13 protein-coding genes and 1 tRNA gene are annotated in these 17,028 nt (G+C 60.0%); 13 read left to right on the forward strand and 1 reads right to left on the reverse strand.

Annotated elements, in window-relative coordinates; genetic code table 11:
• Nucleotides 1-232: 232 nt before the first annotated feature.
• Nucleotides 233-319 (reverse strand) — tRNA-Leu (locus BOP96_RS14545).
• Nucleotides 320-543: 224 nt separating this feature from the next.
• Here BOP96_RS14545 and rnr point away from each other — a divergent pair.
• The 13 genes from rnr (at nucleotide 544) to BOP96_RS14610 (ending at nucleotide 16,886) form a co-directional block, all read left to right on the forward strand.
• Complete coding sequence (rnr, locus tag BOP96_RS14550; RefSeq protein WP_014716673.1) at nucleotides 544-3,171, forward strand: ribonuclease R; 2,628 nt, start codon at nucleotides 544-546, stop codon at nucleotides 3,169-3,171.
• The gene (rlmB, locus tag BOP96_RS14555) at nucleotides 3,168-3,929 is read left to right on the forward strand and encodes a 23S rRNA (guanosine(2251)-2'-O)-methyltransferase RlmB (RefSeq protein WP_073453142.1); all 762 of its coding nucleotides are present in this window, start codon (nucleotides 3,168-3,170) and stop codon (nucleotides 3,927-3,929) included. Before rnr ends, rlmB begins: the two co-directional genes overlap by 4 nt.
• A 294-nt stretch (nucleotides 3,930-4,223) precedes the next feature.
• Entirely contained in the window at nucleotides 4,224-4,643 is a 420-nt protein-coding gene (gene rpsF, locus BOP96_RS14560; RefSeq protein ID WP_003188075.1) for a 30S ribosomal protein S6, read from the forward strand.
• Between the two features lie 29 nt (nucleotides 4,644-4,672).
• Nucleotides 4,673-4,903, forward strand: coding sequence for a 30S ribosomal protein S18 (rpsR, locus tag BOP96_RS14565; RefSeq protein WP_002551829.1), 231 nt, complete (start codon nucleotides 4,673-4,675; stop codon nucleotides 4,901-4,903).
• A 36-nt stretch (nucleotides 4,904-4,939) separates the two neighbouring features.
• The gene (locus tag BOP96_RS14570) at nucleotides 4,940-5,833 is read left to right on the forward strand and encodes a hypothetical protein (RefSeq protein WP_073453144.1); all 894 of its coding nucleotides are present in this window, start codon (nucleotides 4,940-4,942) and stop codon (nucleotides 5,831-5,833) included.
• Nucleotides 5,834-5,851: 18 nt separating this feature from the next.
• Nucleotides 5,852-6,298: a 50S ribosomal protein L9 gene (gene rplI / locus BOP96_RS14575; protein ID WP_003171376.1), complete on the forward strand. Its 447-nt coding sequence runs from the start codon at nucleotides 5,852-5,854 to the stop codon at nucleotides 6,296-6,298.
• Nucleotides 6,299-6,408: 110 nt separating this feature from the next.
• Nucleotides 6,409-7,806: a replicative DNA helicase gene (dnaB, locus tag BOP96_RS14580; protein ID WP_003188079.1), complete on the forward strand. Its 1,398-nt coding sequence runs from the start codon at nucleotides 6,409-6,411 to the stop codon at nucleotides 7,804-7,806.
• Between the two features lie 184 nt (nucleotides 7,807-7,990).
• The gene (locus tag BOP96_RS14585; protein ID WP_003188080.1) at nucleotides 7,991-10,294 is read left to right on the forward strand and encodes a YgiQ family radical SAM protein; all 2,304 of its coding nucleotides are present in this window, start codon (nucleotides 7,991-7,993) and stop codon (nucleotides 10,292-10,294) included.
• 202 nt (nucleotides 10,295-10,496) lie between these two features.
• Nucleotides 10,497-11,429, forward strand: coding sequence for a hypothetical protein (locus tag BOP96_RS14590; RefSeq protein WP_014716676.1), 933 nt, complete (start codon nucleotides 10,497-10,499; stop codon nucleotides 11,427-11,429).
• Nucleotides 11,426-11,875, forward strand: a complete 450-nt coding sequence (locus BOP96_RS14595) for a hypothetical protein (RefSeq protein WP_014716677.1) — start codon at nucleotides 11,426-11,428, stop codon at nucleotides 11,873-11,875. Before BOP96_RS14590 ends, BOP96_RS14595 begins: the two co-directional genes overlap by 4 nt.
• 166 nt (nucleotides 11,876-12,041) lie before the next feature.
• Complete coding sequence (locus BOP96_RS14600) at nucleotides 12,042-12,962, forward strand: hypothetical protein (protein WP_014716678.1); 921 nt, start codon at nucleotides 12,042-12,044, stop codon at nucleotides 12,960-12,962.
• Nucleotides 12,959-13,408 carry a hypothetical protein gene (locus BOP96_RS14605; protein WP_020301625.1) on the forward strand — a complete coding sequence of 150 codons (450 nt, stop codon included), beginning with the start codon at nucleotides 12,959-12,961 and terminating at the stop codon, nucleotides 13,406-13,408. Before BOP96_RS14600 ends, BOP96_RS14605 begins: the two co-directional genes overlap by 4 nt.
• Before the next feature lie 187 nt (nucleotides 13,409-13,595).
• Nucleotides 13,596-16,886, forward strand: a complete 3,291-nt coding sequence (locus BOP96_RS14610; RefSeq protein WP_073453146.1) for a transglutaminase family protein — start codon at nucleotides 13,596-13,598, stop codon at nucleotides 16,884-16,886.
• The last annotated feature ends 142 nt before the right edge of the window (nucleotides 16,887-17,028 follow it).

Below are 17,028 nucleotides of genomic sequence, written 5' to 3' on the forward strand. Positions count from 1 at the left end.
GGAGAAGACTCGAACTTCCACGACCTTGCGATCACCAGCACCTGAAGCTGGCGTGTCTACCAATTTCACCACCTGGGCATTATCTAACAACGTTGCCGCTGTTGATGGGGCGAACTATACGGCGGGGTTTTTAATCTGTAAACCCCTGATTCGAAAAATATAAATCAATTTTTCCGTTAAAAATCAAAGGTCTGAAACGAAAAAACCCGCTTTCGCGGGTTTGATCTGAATTTGGTGCCCAGGAGAAGACTCGAACTTCCACGACCTTGCGATCACCAGCACCTGAAGCTGGCGTGTCTACCAATTTCACCACCTGGGCAGCATCAACAACGTTGCCGTCGTCGATGGCGCGCACTATACGGAGCGATATTTGAGCTGTAAACCCCTGCCATGAAAAAAGCCTGGAAAATTTCACCAGCGGTCGTGCAAGGTGCGTGGCGGGGGTCGTAAAGGTCTTTTAAACGCTTGTTGATACCTGAAATTTCCCGTTTCAATACGCGTATGCCAAACTAACCCACATATAGACAAGGTGAAAACTCTCTAATGGCCGATTGGCAGTCCCTCGATCCCGAGGCCGCTCGTGAAGCGGAAAAATATGAAAACCCTATTCCTAGCCGCGAACTGATCCTGGCGCACCTCGCCGATCGTGGTTCGCCTGCTAGCCGCGAGCAGTTGGTCGAAGAATTCGGTCTGACCACCGAAGACCAGCTCGAAGCCCTGCGCCGCCGTTTGCGTGCGATGGAGCGCGATGCTCAATTGATCTACACCCGTCGTGGCACTTACGCGCCGGTAGACAAGCTCGACCTGATCCTGGGCCGCATTGCCGGCCACCGCGACGGCTTCGGCTTCCTGATACCGGACGATGGCAGCGACGACCTGTTCATGAGCCCGGCGCAAATGCGTCTGGTGTTCGATGGCGACCGTGCCCTGGCGCGGGTTTCTGGCCTCGACCGCCGTGGTCGTCGTGAAGGCGTGATCGTCGAAGTGGTGTCCCGTGCCCACGAATCTATCGTCGGCCGTTACTTTGAAGAAGGCGGCATCGGCTTCGTTGTGCCGGATAACCCCAAGGTCCAGCAGGAAGTGCTGATCACCCCGGGCCGCAATGGCGCCGCCAAGGTCGGCCAGTTCGTCGAGGTGAAAATCACCCACTGGCCTACTGCGCGCTTCCAGCCCCAGGGCGATATCGTGGAGGTGGTCGGCAACTATATGGCGCCGGGCATGGAAATCGACGTTGCCTTGCGCACCTACGATATTCCTCACGTCTGGCCTGATGCCGTGCTCAAGGAAGCCGCCAAGCTCAAGCCGGAAGTCGAAGAGAAAGACAAAGAAAAACGTATCGACCTGCGCCATCTGCCGTTCGTCACTATTGACGGCGAAGATGCCCGCGACTTCGACGATGCGGTCTACTGCGAAGCCAAGCCTGGCAAGCTGCGCCTGTTCTCCGGCGGTTGGAAGTTGTACGTCGCGATTGCCGACGTCTCCAGTTACGTGAAGATCGGTTCGGCCCTGGATAACGAAGCCCAGGTGCGCGGCAACTCCGTGTACTTCCCAGAGCGCGTGATCCCGATGCTGCCTGAGCAGCTGTCCAACGGCCTGTGCTCCCTGAACCCGAAAGTCGACCGTTTGGCCATGGTGTGCGAGATGACCATCTCCAAAACCGGCGAAATGACCGACTACCAGTTCTACGAAGCGGTGATCCACTCCCAGGCGCGTCTGACCTACAACAAGGTCAGCACCATCCTGGAAACGCCGAAGACCAGCGAAGCCAAGGCCCTGCGTACCGAGTACGCTGGCGTGGTGCCGCACCTCAAGCAGCTTTACTCGCTGTACAAGGTGTTGCTGGGTGCCCGTCATACCCGTGGCGCGATCGATTTCGAAACCCAGGAAACCCGGATTGTCTTCGGCTCCGAACGCAAGATTGCGGCGATCACCCCGACCACCCGTAACGACGCGCACAAGCTGATCGAGGAGTGCATGCTGGCGGCCAACGTGGCCACTGCCGAGTTCCTCAAGAAGCACGAAATTCCTGCGTTGTACCGTGTGCACGACGGCCCGCCGCCGGAGCGCCTGGAAAAACTTCGCGCCTTCCTCGGCGAACTCGGCCTGTCCCTGCACAAAGGCAAGGATGGTCCTACGCCTAAGGATTACCAGGCCCTGCTGGCCAGCATCAAGGACCGTCCGGATTACCACGTGATCCAGACCGTGATGCTGCGATCCCTGAGCCAGGCGGTGTACAGCGCCGATAACCAGGGCCACTTCGGCCTGAATTACGAGGCGTACACCCACTTCACTTCGCCGATTCGCCGCTACCCGGACTTGCTCACGCACCGGGCGATCCGCAGCGTGATCCATTCCAAGCAGAACACCCCGCACGTCAAGCGCGCCGGTGCCATGACCATTCCGAAAGCACGGATCTACCCGTACGACGAAGCGGCCCTGGAACAGCTGGGTGAGCAGTGCTCCATGAGCGAGCGCCGCGCTGACGAGGCCACCCGCGACGTGGTGAACTGGCTCAAATGCGAGTTTATGAAGGATCGCGTGGGCGAGTCGTTCCCTGGTGTCATCACCGCCGTGACCGGCTTTGGCCTGTTCGTCGAGCTGACCGACATCTACGTCGAGGGCCTAGTGCACGTCACCGCCTTGCCGGGTGATTACTACCACTTCGATCCTGTGCATCACCGCCTGGCGGGCGAGCGCACCGGTCGCAGTTTCCGTCTGGGCGATACCGTTGAAGTGCAGGTCATGCGTGTCGACCTCGACGAGCGCAAGATCGACTTCGGCATGCCTGACAAGCCGGCAGAGCCTGCGGGTCGTAAAAAACGTGGTGAAACCACAGCGCCTGCGTCCAAAGGCAAAGCGACCACTGCAAAAACCACGGCCGAGCCTGCACCTGCCAAGGCCGGTCGTCGTTCTTCCGCCAAGGACAAGGCCCCTGAAGCCTACCGCCCAAGCGACGCTGCGGCGAAAAACGCCGAGCTGCGCAAGAGCCGCGAGTTGAAGCAGCAGTTGCTCAACGAAGCCAAAAGCGGTGGTAAAGCGGCGTCTGGGGGAAAGTCTCACGGGGCGGAAAAGCCGTCGAGCAAGCCAAGTAAACACCGTAAAGGCCCGCCAAAAGCGGGTTCGGCTCCCGCAAAAAGCGGCGGGTCGCGCAAACCTAAGGCCAAGTCATGAGTCTGGAAAAAATCTACGGCGTGCACGCCGTAGAAGCACTGCTGCGTCACCATCCCAAGCGCGTCAAGCAGGTGTGGTTGGCCGAAGGTCGCAGCGAGCCGCGCGTACAGGCGCTGGTCGAGTTGGCTACGCAGAATAAGGTTGCCATCGGCCAGGCCGAGCGTCGTGAAATGGACGTGTGGGTCGAAGGCGTTCACCAAGGTGTGGTGGCTGACGTCAGTCCGAGCCAGGTGTGGGGCGAGGCGATGCTCGACGAGCTGCTCGACCGTACCGAAGGTGCGCCGTTGCTCTTGGTGCTGGACGGCGTGACCGACCCGCACAACCTCGGCGCCTGCCTACGTTCGGCGGATGCTGCCGGTGCGCTGGCGGTGATCGTGCCCAAGGACAAGTCCGCGACCCTGACGCCGGTGGTGCGCAAGGTCGCCTGCGGTGCGGCGGAAGTGATTCCGCTGGTGGCCGTGACCAACCTTGCGCGTACCCTGGAGAAGCTCCAGCAGCGCGGCCTGTGGGTCGTGGGCACGGCGGGGGAGGCTGAGGTCAGCATTTATGACCTAGACCTTACCGGCCCTACCATCCTGATCATGGGCGCCGAAGGCAAAGGCATGCGCCGGTTGACCCGTGAGCATTGCGATTACCTGGTGCACCTGCCGATGGCTGGTAGCGTCAGCAGCCTCAATGTGTCGGTTGCGACGGGTGTTTGCCTGTTTGAAGCCCAGCGTCAGCGTGGTGCGAAAGCCAAGGCCAAGCCCAAGAAGTGATCAAAATGTGGGAGCGGGCTTGCCCGCGATGACGGAGTGTCAGTCAGCAGAGATGTTGCCGGTGCCATGGTCATCGCAGGCAAGCCCGCTCCCACATTGGTTCTGTGGTGTTTATTCAGGATTGTTCAAATAATCACCAATTGCCTTGCGCCGCTTCTCCCCCTTCTCTACAATTGCGCCCCTTGCCTTCCTGGCAGGCACCGATGTGCCTCCCCTGCGGCAAGATCCATAAGTGTCATTCACTCCTTGTCTGACCGTTTTTGAGCGGCAGGCTACAACCCGTAAGGAGCATTCATGCGTCATTACGAAATCATCTTTTTGGTCCACCCGGATCAAAGCGAGCAAGTCGGCGGCATGGTTGAGCGTTACACCAAGCTGATCGAAGAAGACGGCGGCAAAATCCACCGTCTGGAAGATTGGGGCCGTCGTCAACTGGCCTACGCAATCAACAATGTTCACAAGGCTCACTACGTGATGCTGAACGTTGAGTGCACTGGCAAGGCCCTGGCCGAGCTGGAAGACAACTTCCGCTACAACGATGCAGTGATCCGTAACCTGGTCATCCGTCGCGAAGAAGCCGTTACCGGCCAATCCGAGATGCTCAAGGCTGAAGAAAACCGCAGTGAGCGCCGTGAGCGTCGCGATCGTCCTGAGCACGAAGGCGCTGAAAGCGCTGAAGGCGAAGAGAACGACAGCGATAACGCTGACGAGTAATCCACGGACCTTATTAAGGAGCCTATCAAATGGCACGTTTCTTCCGTCGTCGTAAATTCTGCCGCTTCACCGCTGAAGACGTGAAAGAGATCGATTACAAAGATCTCAACACTCTGAAAGCCTACGTATCCGAGACCGGCAAAATCGTTCCAAGCCGTATCACCGGTACCAAAGCACGTTATCAGCGTCAGCTGGCCACCGCTATCAAGCGCGCCCGCTTCCTGGCCCTGCTGGCCTACACCGACAGCCACGGCCGCTGAGACCGGGCAGTCGACAAGTAGTAAGGGATTGAATGCATGCGCGCCTTAGCTGAGTTCATCATGCGCGGTCGCGTGCAGGCCACTCTGGTAGTGGCTGGATGTGCGGCATTGCCGTTGCTTTATTGGTTGGGTGCTGCCGCAGGTTGCCTTGTGCTGCTGCGGCGCGGTTTGAAGGACGCCCTTGGCGTTCTTGCCCTGGGTTTGTTGCCGGCCTTGATCTGGTGGCTGCAAATGGGTGATCCACGGGTACTTCTGGTACTGCTGGGGTCATCGAGCCTTGCGTTGGTTTTGCGCGCAAGTGAGTCCTGGGTCCGTACGCTGCTGGTCAGCGTGGCATTGGGGTTGGTGTACTCAGTGATGCTTGGCGCGGCTTTCCGCCCGCAAATCGAGGCGCTGGCGCAGGAGATCGTCAAGATCCTGCCGTTGGCCCTCGGGGATCTCTACCAGCATTTGTCGGTAGATGAGCGAGCGCGGTTTGCGTCACTGATTGCCCCGGTCCTGACTGGCCTGATTGCGGCTTTGTTGCAGGTCGTCAGCGTGCTGAGCCTGATTCTTGGGCGTTATTGGCAGGCGTTGTTGTACAACCCGGGTGGTTTTGGTCGCGAGTTTCGCAGTATCAGAATCCCAGCGGGGCCGGCGATGTTGCTGCTGGCGTGCATGGTTGTCGGGCCGAGCTTCGGCCCACAGATGGCCTTGCTGGCGCCGATTTGCAGCGTACCGCTGGTGTTTGCCGGGCTGGCCCTGATTCATGGGCTGGTTGCGCGAAAGCGCCTGGCCAGGTTCTGGCTGGTGGGGTTGTACGTCACGCTGTTGCTGTTCATGCAGCTGATCTATCCGTTACTCGTGGTCTTGGCCATTGTTGACAGCCTGATTGATTTTCGCGGTCGTCTGGCGTCGAAAGACGCCGATAACGCGAACGGTGAAGGTTAAAAGTTAGAGGATTTTCACATGCAACTGATCCTTCTGGAAAAAGTCGCCAACCTGGGCAACCTGGGCGACAAAGTGAACGTTAAGGCCGGCTACGGTCGTAACTACCTGCTGCCATACGGCAAAGCCACCGCTGCAACCGCTGCCAACCTGGCTGCGTTTGAAGAGCGTCGTGCTGAGCTGGAAAAAGCCGCAGCAGACAAAAAAGCGTCGGCCGAAACTCGCGCTGCCCAACTGGCTGAGCTGGAAGTGACTATCACTGCCACCGCTGGTGACGAAGGCAAGCTGTTCGGTTCGATCGGCACCCACGACATCGCTGATGCACTGACCGCCTCCGGCGTTGAAGTGCAGAAGAGCGAAGTTCGTCTGCCGAACGGCACCATCCGCAACGTAGGCGAATTCGACGTAGCCGTGCACCTGCACGCCGAAGTTGAAGCCACCGTACGCGTTGTCGTGGTAGCAGCTTAAGTCGCACCTAACTGACTGGCACCTCGCGTGCCAGCCGGTTAACATCGGGCACGATCCTGTTTACAGGTCGTGCCTTTTGTTTTTCTACACACCCCAAATTCCAAGTGGCCATGAACGAAATCTCCGCTCCTGAGCAATACGATCTGCAAACCGCTGCCCTGAAGGTGCCGCCGCATTCCATCGAGGCCGAACAGGCCGTGCTCGGTGGCTTGATGCTGGACAACAACGCCTGGGAACGCGTGCTGGATCAAGTCTCGGACGGTGACTTCTATCGTCATGACCACCGCCTGATCTTCCGCGCCATCGCCAAGCTGGCCGACCAGAACTCACCGATCGACGTGGTCACCCTGGCCGAGCAGTTGGACAAGGAAGGCCAGACCTCCCAAGTGGGTGGCCTGGGCTACCTCGGTGAGCTGGCGAAAAACACGCCGTCCGTCGCCAACATCAAGGCCTATGCCCAGATCGTCCGCGAGCGCGCCACCCTGCGCCAGTTGATCGGCATCAGCACTGAAATCGCCGACAGCGCCTTCAACCCCGAAGGCCGCACTGCTGCCGAGATCCTTGACGAAGCCGAGCGGCAGATCTTCCAGATTGCAGAAGCACGGCCCAAGACCGGCGGCCCGGTCAGCGTCAACGACCTGTTGACCAAAGCCATCGACCGCATCGACACCCTGTTCAACACCGACGCGGCTATTACCGGTATTTCCACCGGCTACACCGACCTCGACGAAAAGACCAGCGGCCTGCAGCCGTCCGACTTGATCATCGTCGCCGGCCGTCCGTCGATGGGTAAGACCACCTTTGCGATGAACCTGGTGGAAAACGCCGTTCTGCGCAGCGACAAGGCGGTGCTGGTGTACTCCCTCGAGATGCCAGGTGAATCGCTGATCATGCGTATGCTCTCGTCTCTTGGCCGTATCGACCAGACCAAGGTGCGTTCCGGTCAACTTGAGGATGACGACTGGCCGCGCCTGACCTCGGCGGTCAACCTGCTCAACGACCGCAAGCTGTTTATCGATGACACCGCCGGTATCAGCCCGTCCGAAATGCGCGCGCGTACCCGGCGCCTGGTGCGTGAGCATGGCGACATCGCCCTGATCATGATCGACTACCTGCAGTTGATGCAGATCCCCGGTTCCAGTGGTGACAACCGTACCAACGAGATTTCTGAAATCTCTCGTTCCTTGAAGGCGCTGGCCAAGGAATTCAACTGCCCGGTGGTGGCGTTGTCCCAGCTCAACCGTTCCCTGGAACAACGTCCCAACAAGCGTCCGGTGAACTCCGACTTGCGGGAATCCGGAGCGATCGAGCAGGACGCCGACGTGATCATGTTCGTGTACCGCGACGAGGTGTACCACCCCGAGACGGAACACAAGGGCATTGCCGAAATCATCATCGGCAAACAGCGGAACGGCCCGATCGGGTTTATCCGGTTGGCGTTCATCGGCAAGTACACGCGTTTCGAGAACCTGGCGCCGGGTAGCTACAACTTCGACGACGACGAGTAGTTTCAAGCACCTGTAAGGGCCTCATCGCAGGCAAGCCAGCTCCCACATGTGGAATGCGCTCTCCTGTGGGAGCTGGCTTGCCTGCGATGGGGTCACCACAATTCCGACTACTACCGTCGGAATTGGTCAAAATTTGTGCTATATTCCGCGCCCGCGATTTTTCATCTTCCCACCGGTCACCGTCATGCAAACAGCCAAGCCGTTATTTGACTATCCCAAGTACTGGGCCGAATGTTTCGGTCCTGCGCCATTCCTGCCGATGAGCAGGGAGGAGATGGATCAGCTTGGCTGGGATTCGTGCGACATCATCATCGTCACCGGTGATGCCTATGTTGACCACCCATCGTTCGGCATGGCGATCATCGGCCGGCTGCTGGAGTCCCAGGGCTTTCGCGTCGGGATCATTGCGCAGCCGAACTGGCAGTCCAAAGACGACTTCATGAAGCTCGGCGAGCCGAACCTGTTCTTCGGCGTCGCGGCCGGCAACATGGACTCGATGATCAACCGCTACACCGCCGACAAGAAAATCCGCTCCGACGACGCCTACACCCCCGGCGGCATGGCTGGCAAACGCCCCGACCGTGCAAGCCTGGTGTACAGCCAGCGTTGCAAGGAAGCCTACAAGAACGTGCCGATCGTACTCGGCGGCATCGAAGCTTCCCTGCGCCGCATCGCCCACTACGACTACTGGCAAGACCGCGTGCGCAACTCGATCCTGATCGACGCCACCGCCGATATCCTGCTGTACGGCAACGCCGAGCGGGCCATCGTCGAAGTTGCCCAGCGCTTGTCGTGGGGCCACAAGATCGAAGACATCACCGATGTGCGCGGTACTGCGTTCATTCGCCGTGACACGCCGGCGGGCTGGTACGAAGTGGACTCCACGCGCATCGACCGTCCGGGCAAGATCGACAAGATCATCAACCCGTATGTGAATACCCAGGACACCCAGGCCTGCGCCATCGAGCAGGAAAAAGGTCCAGTCGACGATCCGGAAGAAGCCAAGGTTGTGCAGATCCTCGCCAGCCCGCGTATGACCCGTGACAAGACCGTGATCCGCCTGCCATCGGTGGAGAAGGTCCGCGGCGACGCGGTGCTCTATGCCCACGCCAACCGCGTGTTGCACCTGGAAACCAACCCAGGCAACGCCCGTGCCTTGGTGCAGAAGCACGGAGAAGTGGACGTGTGGTTCAACCCGCCGCCCATTCCCATGACTACCGAAGAAATGGACTACGTGTTCGGTATGCCTTACGCCCGCGTGCCGCACCCGGCATACGGCAAGGAAAAGATTCCGGCCTACGACATGATCCGTTTCTCGGTGAACATCATGCGTGGCTGCTTCGGCGGCTGCACCTTCTGCTCGATCACCGAGCACGAAGGCCGCATCATCCAGAACCGTTCCGAAGAGTCGATCATTCGCGAAATCGAAGAGATTCGCGACAAAGTGCCGGGCTTCACCGGCGTGATCTCCGACCTCGGCGGCCCGACGGCGAACATGTACCGCATCGCCTGCAAAAGCCCGGAAATCGAATCCGCGTGCCGCAAACCGTCGTGCGTGTTCCCTGGCATCTGCCCGAACCTGAACACCGACCACTCGTCGTTGATCCAGCTGTACCGCAGTGCCCGTGCGTTGCCGGGTGTGAAGAAGATCCTGATCGCTTCCGGCCTGCGCTACGACCTGGCCGTCGAGTCGCCGGAGTACGTCAAAGAGCTGGTCACCCACCACGTCGGTGGCTACCTCAAGATCGCCCCGGAACATACCGAGGAAGGTCCGCTCAACCAGATGATGAAGCCGGGCATTGGCAGCTATGACAAGTTCAAGCGCATGTTCGAGAAGTACACCAAGGAAGCGGGCAAGGAGCAGTACCTGATCCCGTACTTCATCGCCGCCCACCCCGGCACCACCGATGAAGACATGATGAACCTGGCCCTGTGGCTCAAGGGCAATGGCTTCCGTGCCGACCAGGTGCAGGCGTTCTACCCGTCGCCGATGGCCACCGCCACCGCGATGTACCACTCGGGCAAAAACCCGCTGCGCAAGGTCACCTACAAGAGCGACGCGGTGACCATCGTCAAGAGCGAGGAGCAGCGCCGCCTGCACAAGGCGTTCCTGCGTTACCACGACCCGAAGGGCTGGCCAATGCTGCGTGAAGCATTGACCCGCATGGGCCGTGCCGACCTGATCGGGTCGGGCAAGGACCAGTTGATCCCGCTGCACCAGCCGTCCACCGACAGCTACCAGAGCGCCCGGCGTAAGAACTCGACGCCGGCCGGCAGCCATAAGGTCGCCAAGGAAACCACCACCAAGATCCTCACCCAGCACACCGGCCTGCCACCCCGTGGCAGCGACGGCAGCAACCCGTGGGACAAGCGCGAGCAAGCCAAGGCTGCGGCCCAGGCGCGCAATAAGCAGGCGGCCAAAGAGCGCAGCGATGCGGCCAAGGGCAAGGGCGGCAAGCCTACGCGCAAGCCGGTTGTGCCGCGTTGATCGACGCCTGAAATGCAAAACGCCAGCCTCGTGCTGGCGTTTTGCTTTCTGGTCGGTGGTGAGTCTGTTTGGTAAGGTGGCGCCCATTAGATTGCTATCGCAGGCAAGCCAGCTCCCACACTTGGAATGCATTCCCCTATGGGAGCTGGCTTGCCTGCGATGAGGCCGGTCTGGGCACTCTCGATTTCAAGGAAGAACACTTATGGGCAACCCCTTGCTCAACATCGGCATGGACTCCAACCGCTCCCAATTCATGGCGCGCCAGCGCATTGAGAGCCAGATCAACCTGCCGCGGCTGTTCGCCGTCATTGACGCCGACCCCAGCATCGTCGGCGCTGGCGTGGTGTACATCGACGCCGACTTCAACGTGATCACCCTGCGCGAATTCAAGCCCATCTGCAGCATCAAACCCAAGCGCGTCATTTTGCGCGAGGCGCAGAAGTACATCTCGCCGGCGCAGTTCGTCGAGCAGGTGAAGACCGACCCCCGTGAAGGGCGACTCCAGAAGGAGGCCTTTGATATGGGGCTTTCCTGTGGGGCGGCGGTGATCGGTTGGATCGTGGTGTTCAGTGGCAGCGTCGCCGTACCCTTCACCGCCGGCGCCAGTGCTTTTGTGGTGGGTATTGGTGTCACAGCGGCGCTGGCCAGCAGTGCTCAGTGCGGGTTTGGCGTGGCCCGTACCTATAACGAGATCCTTGACCCAGATGCCAACGACCGCATGGACGACGCCCAGTGGTATGGCGCGGTGTCACCGATTCTCGATGCCGCGTCGTTGGTCGGGATCGGAACGGGAGCCTTCACCACATTAAGGCTACTCAAGGCCAAAAAAGCCGCTGCGTTGGGCAAGAGCTGGTATGAATTGCTCAAGGGCTTGAATCGCCAGGAGCGCAAGAAGTTGACCCAGGAATTGCTCAGTCTCAAAGACCCAAGCCTGACCCCCAAGTTGCTCAAGTTGCAGCAGCGCGCCGGCACATTGCCCAAGCGCTACAGCTCCACGGAAATTCGTCATGCCACGCTCACCCAGCTCAAGGACGCCTTGGGCGGCATGTTGGGTATCTGGGGCAGCTATCGAACCGGTCACGTCGGCTCGGCGTCGACGCTTGCCATTGGCCTGTATGAGGAACTGACGGAATGAAGGGGTTTCCCGATAGGCGCAGTTTCCTTGCGCGTTATTTTCCGGTGTTCATGGGCACCATCTTCATGGCGATTTTCTCTGGTTCGGTGGCTGTCTCCACGGCGGGCGTAACCTATTTGCGCGGGGTTGAACCGGCGCTCAAGGCCAACTACTCCGGGGCTGCAATCCTGGTGCTGGTGGCAGTGTTGGTGTTTGGCAATGTGATGATTGCACGCGGGTATCCCTGGGCGACCCGGCTGGTGGCGGGCTACCTGGTGTGTTGCCTGCTGTTCGTGTTGCCGATGATTCAATACGGCCTCAATACCCTGGTGTACGGCTCGGCGGTGCTGTTTCCGCTGCTGGGCTTGCTGCTGCTCAACAGTAAGCGCCATCGTGAAATGCGCCAGCGGTTACTCGAAATACGTCACCTGCGTCGGGCGGTGATTGCGCAACGCAAGGCCCGTTGATTAGGTAGGTTTATTGGCGGTAGGTGGCCTGTTTGTTAGGGTGGCGCCCATCAGATTGCTATCGCAGGCAAGCCAGCTCCCACAGGGGAATGCATTTCAAGTGTGGGAGCTGGCTTGCCTGCGATGAGGCCGGTCTGGGCACTTTCAATGTCAGGGAAGAACACTTATGGGCAACTCCTTGTTCAACATCGGCATGGATTCCAACCGCTCTCAATTTATGGCGCGCCAGCGCATCGAGAGCCTGATCAATCTGCCACGGCTGTTTGCGGCCATCGATGCTGACCCCGGCGTTGTCGGTGCTGGCGTGGTGTATATCGATGCCGATTTTAATATCGTCACTCTGCGCGAATTCAAGCCCATCTGCAGCATCAAGCCAAAGCGTGTCATCCTGCGCGAGGCGCAGAAATACATCGCGCCGACACAATTCGCTGATCACGTAGTAAACAATCCACGGGAATCCAGGCTGATCGGCGAGGCCGTAAATACCGGAATCTCTTGCCTGGGTGCTGTCATCAGTTGGGCTGCGATTGCCAGCGGTACTATTCTGGTTCCTTTCAGTGCCGGCGCGAGCTCAGTCATTGTGGTGGTGGGGTACGCGGCCGCAGGCGCGAGTTCGCTCCAGTGCTTCAATGGCATTGCCCGAACGACCCTTGAGGTGGCCAAGCCTGAGGTAAACGATTGGCTCGACAGTGAAGGCTGGTACCAGAATGCATCCATTGTGCTGGACGCGGCATCGTTGGCCGGTGTGGGCGCTTCAGCCCTGACGACGGTCAAGCTGGTCAAGGTCGCTAAGGCATCGACGGGCAAGAGCCTGCGGGAAGTGCTACGCGGCTTGAACCGTCAGGAGAGGGCCAAGCTGACCAAGGAACTACTGAGCATCAATGATCCCAGCCTGACCTCGAAGATGCTCAAGCTCAGGCAGGCATCGGGTGAGCTCTCCAAGCGTTTCACCCCGACGCAACTCAAGCAAAGCACCAGTACTCAGATCAAAGATATCCTGGGAGCGACCGTCGGGTTCGGAGGCAGCGCCTACTCTGGGAACGTCAATACCATTGCGATAGGCTTGTACGAGGAAATAAACGAATGAGTGAGCTGATGACGCTGCGCGACTTCTTCAGGCGTCACTTCTTGACGTTTCTGGGCGGCGTATTTGCTGCGTACTTTTCGCTGGCACTTGCAGTGGCGCTGGCTTTCGTTACCTATTTTCGTGATGCGCCCCTTGCTCAAGTCGGGCTCAAGATCCTGGTCGCAGGTGCATTGCTTATCTTGTTGACGGTCCATAGCAACTTTATGATCCTGCGGGGCAAACCTTCATGGGCATGGGTGATGGTCGCCATCTACGCTGCCTGTCTGTTGTTTGTGCTCCCCATGATTCAGTACAACCCACACAGGGTTCTCTATAGCCTGTCGCTGATTTTCCCGCTGTTCGGCCTGCTGGTGCTCAACAGCAGCGGGCAGCGAGAGATGCGGGCAAAACTTGTGCAAATCCGTCAACTGCGCCAAGCCCTGAATACCAGGCGTACTACGCCTTAACTGGGTAGATTCACCACCTGCACTCAGCCCGGCGCTACAAATGTGTGCAGCGCCTGCACCATAGCCGCAACGTTGGCGCTGTTTTGGTGCTGTACTGCACCGGGCCTGACGTTTTAGTGCAATGACTGCTGCTGTGGCATAAGTCTTGCGCGCGTTGTGCTTATGCCCTGGCTCGCAGGAGGCCGCCGTGTCGATTCATGTCGCGTTGCACCACGTTACGCATTACCGCTACGACCGTGCAGTTGAACTCGGCCCGCAGATCGTGCGGCTACGCCCGGCGGCCCATAGCCGTACGCGGATACTGTCCTACGCGTTGAAGGTGTTGCCCGAGCAGCATTTCATCAACTGGCAGCAAGACCCCCAGGGCAATTACCTGGCGCGCCTGGTGTTCCCGGAAAAGACTGACGAGTTGCGCATTGAAGTCGACCTGGTCGCCGAGATGGCGGTGTTCAATCCGTTCGATTTTTTCCTCGAGCCCTACGCCGAAAATATCCCGTTCAGCTACGCCGCCGATGAGCAGCGCGAGCTGGCGCCGTATCTGGAAACCTTGCCGCTGACGCCAAGGTTGGCTGCGTACCTGGCCGGTATCGACCGCACGCCGCTGCCTGCTGTGGATTTCCTGGTCGGCCTCAACCAGCGCCTGGCCGCCGATATCGGTTACCTGATTCGCATGGAACCGGGCGTGCAAACTCCGGAATTTACCCTGGAAAACGCATCCGGCTCTTGCCGCGACTCGGCCTGGTTGTTGGTGCAATTGCTGCGCAACCTCGGATTGGCGGCGCGATTTGTCTCTGGTTATCTGATTCAACTGACCGCCGACGTCAAAGCCCTCGACGGCCCGTCCGGTACCGAGGTGGACTTCACCGACCTGCACGCCTGGTGCGAAGTGTATTTGCCCGGCGCTGGCTGGATTGGCCTGGATGCCACGTCCGGGTTGTTCGCCGGTGAAGGGCATATCCCGTTGGCCTGTAGCCCCGATCCATCGTCCGCCGCGCCCATCAGCGGGTTGGTGGAGCCGTGCGAATGCGAGTTCACCCATGAGATGTCGGTGGAGCGCATCTGGGAAGCGCCACGGGTGACCAAGCCCTACACCGAAGAACAATGGTTGGCGATCCAGGCCCTGGGCCGGCAGATCGACGGCGACCTGCTCAAGGACGACGTACGCCTGACCATGGGCGGCGAGCCGACCTTCGTCTCTATCGACGACCCAGACGGCGCCGAATGGAACACCGCAGCCCTGGGCCCGGACAAGCGTCGCCTGTCCGCCGAGCTGTTCCAGCGCCTGCGCCAGCACTATGCGCCCAAGGGCCTGGTGCATTTCGGCCAAGGCAAGTGGTACCCCGGGGAGCAATTACCACGTTGGTCGCTCAACTGTTATTGGCGCCGCGATGGCGTGCCGATCTGGCACAACAGCGCGCTGATCGCCGATGAGCAAGAGGACTACGGCGCCGATGGGGTGATGGCCGGGCGTTTCCTGGCCAGCGTCGCCGAACGCCTAAAACTGCCGGCGCGCTTTGTGTTCCCTGCGTTCGAGGACAATTTCTACTACCTGTGGCGCGAAGGGGCGCTGCCCCAGAACGTCACTGCCCAAGACCCGCGCCTGAGCGACGACCTGGAGCGTGAACGCCTGCGTAAAGTCTTCAGCCAGGGCCTGGATAAAGTCATCGGCCAAGTGCTGCCGCTGGCACGGACTGCGGCCAATGACCGCTGGCAGAGTGGTCGTTGGTACCTGCGCGACAACCATTGCCGCCTGGTGCCGGGGGATTCGCCGCTGGGCTATCGTCTGCCGCTCGCTTCGCAGCCCTGGGTGACTGCGGCGGAGTATCCGTTTGTGCATCCGACCGACCCTAACCAGGATCAGCCGGATCTGCCGACCAGCGCCCAGTTGCAAAACCATGGCGAGCCCGCGCCGGGTGATGAGCGTGTGCCCAAGGTCGACGAGTCCGCCGACTGGCTGACCCGTACCGCGCTGTGCGCCGAAGCACGAGAAGGCCGCCTGTACCTGTTTATGCCGCCGCTGGAGCGCATCGAGGATTACCTGGAGCTGGTGACTGCCATTGAGGCCACCGCCGAAGAGCTGCATTGCCCGGTACTGCTGGAAGGCTACGAGCCGCCAGCGGATATGCGCCTGAGCAATTTCCGCGTCACGCCAGATCCCGGTGTCATTGAGGTCAACGTACAGCCATCCGCCACCTGGGACGAGTTGGTGGAACGCACCGAATTCCTCTACGAAGAGGCACGGCAAACCCGCCTGACCACCGAGAAGTTCATGATCGACGGGCGCCATACCGGCACCGGTGGCGGTAACCACTTCGTGCTCGGCGGCGCGACGCCCAAGGACTCGCCCTTCCTTCGCCGCCCGGACCTGCTACGCAGCCTGATCAGCTACTGGCATAACCACCCGTCGTTGTCCTATTTGTTCTCCGGCCTGTTTATCGGCCCCACCTCCCAGGCGCCCAGGGTAGACGAGGCGCGCAACGATGCGCTGTATGAACTGGAAATCGCCTTCGCGCAGATGCCGGCACCGGGCGAGGAGTGCCCGCCGTGGTTAGTGGATCGCCTGTTGCGCAACCTGCTGATCGACGTGACGGGCAATACCCATCGCGCCGAATTCTGTATCGACAAACTCTACTCACCCGACGGCGCCACGGGCCGACTGGGCCTGCTGGAACTGCGCGCCTTTGAAATGCCGCCCCATGCGCGCATGAGCCTGACCCAGCAGTTGTTGCTGCGAGCGCTGGTCGCGCGGTTCTGGCGCGAGCCCTATGCGCCGCCGAAGCTGGCGCGCTGGGGCACTGAACTGCATGACCGTTTCCTGTTGCCGCACTTTATCGAGCAGGACTTTGCCGACGTGATCGTCGAGCTGAACGCGGCTGGTTACCCGCTGCGAGCCGAATGGTTCGCGGCGCATCTGGAGTTCCGTTTCCCCAAGGTGGGCGACTACGCCGTCAGCGGTATCGAACTGGAACTGCGCCAGGCCTTGGAGCCTTGGCATGTGCTGGGCGAGGAGGGCGCGGTGGGGGGCACGGTGCGCTATGTGGATTCGTCCCTGGAGCGCCTGCAAGTGAAGTTGAGCGGGTTGCCACCGCAACGCTACCTGCTGACCTGCAATGGCGTGCCGGTGCCGCTGCAACCGACCGGCCGCGTCGGTGAGTTCGTGGCGGGGGTGCGTTACCGCGCCTGGCAACCGGCCAACTGCCTGCAACCGACCATCCCCGTGCATGCGCCGCTGGTATTTGACCTGCTCGACACCTGGATGCAGCGTTCGTTGGGCGGCTGCCAATACCATGTGGCGCACCCGGGCGGGCGCAATTACGACAGCCTGCCGGTGAATGCCAATGAGGCGGAGAGCCGGCGCATGGCGCGGTTTTTCCGCTTGGGGCATAGCCCGGGCAAGCTTGTGGTGCCGACTGTAACGGTAAACGATGAGTTGCCAATGACCCTGGATTTGCGGCGTTTCACAAAAAATAAGGAATGAACATGATCCAAGTGTGGGAGCTGGCTTGCCTGCGATAGCGGTGGTTCAGTCGATAGTTCTGGTGACTGACACACCGCTATCGCAGGCAAGCCAGCTCCCACATTGGATCGTAGTGAATTTGAGTTAACCTGACTTCCCTTGC

It is taken from the genome of Pseudomonas sp. FSL W5-0203, assembly GCF_001896155.1.
GTDB classification, from domain to species: Bacteria; Pseudomonadota; Gammaproteobacteria; order Pseudomonadales; family Pseudomonadaceae; genus Aquipseudomonas; species Aquipseudomonas paracarnis.

What these genes read in the sequence shown, in the direction of transcription:
- rnr (WP_014716673.1), top strand. Translation starts at nt 544, where the DNA reads ATGGCCGATTGGCAGTCCCTCGATCCCGAGGCCGCTCGTGAAGCGGAA.
- rlmB (WP_073453142.1), top strand. Translation starts at nt 3,168, where the DNA reads ATGAGTCTGGAAAAAATCTACGGCGTGCACGCCGTAGAAGCACTGCTG.
- rpsF (WP_003188075.1), top strand. Translation starts at nt 4,224, where the DNA reads ATGCGTCATTACGAAATCATCTTTTTGGTCCACCCGGATCAAAGCGAG.
- rpsR (WP_002551829.1), top strand. Translation starts at nt 4,673, where the DNA reads ATGGCACGTTTCTTCCGTCGTCGTAAATTCTGCCGCTTCACCGCTGAA.
- BOP96_RS14570 (WP_073453144.1), top strand. Translation starts at nt 4,940, where the DNA reads ATGCGCGCCTTAGCTGAGTTCATCATGCGCGGTCGCGTGCAGGCCACT.
- rplI (WP_003171376.1), top strand. Translation starts at nt 5,852, where the DNA reads ATGCAACTGATCCTTCTGGAAAAAGTCGCCAACCTGGGCAACCTGGGC.
- dnaB (WP_003188079.1), top strand. Translation starts at nt 6,409, where the DNA reads ATGAACGAAATCTCCGCTCCTGAGCAATACGATCTGCAAACCGCTGCC.
- BOP96_RS14585 (WP_003188080.1), top strand. Translation starts at nt 7,991, where the DNA reads ATGCAAACAGCCAAGCCGTTATTTGACTATCCCAAGTACTGGGCCGAA.
- BOP96_RS14590 (WP_014716676.1), top strand. Translation starts at nt 10,497, where the DNA reads ATGGGCAACCCCTTGCTCAACATCGGCATGGACTCCAACCGCTCCCAA.
- BOP96_RS14595 (WP_014716677.1), top strand. Translation starts at nt 11,426, where the DNA reads ATGAAGGGGTTTCCCGATAGGCGCAGTTTCCTTGCGCGTTATTTTCCG.
- BOP96_RS14600 (WP_014716678.1), top strand. Translation starts at nt 12,042, where the DNA reads ATGGGCAACTCCTTGTTCAACATCGGCATGGATTCCAACCGCTCTCAA.
- BOP96_RS14605 (WP_020301625.1), top strand. Translation starts at nt 12,959, where the DNA reads ATGAGTGAGCTGATGACGCTGCGCGACTTCTTCAGGCGTCACTTCTTG.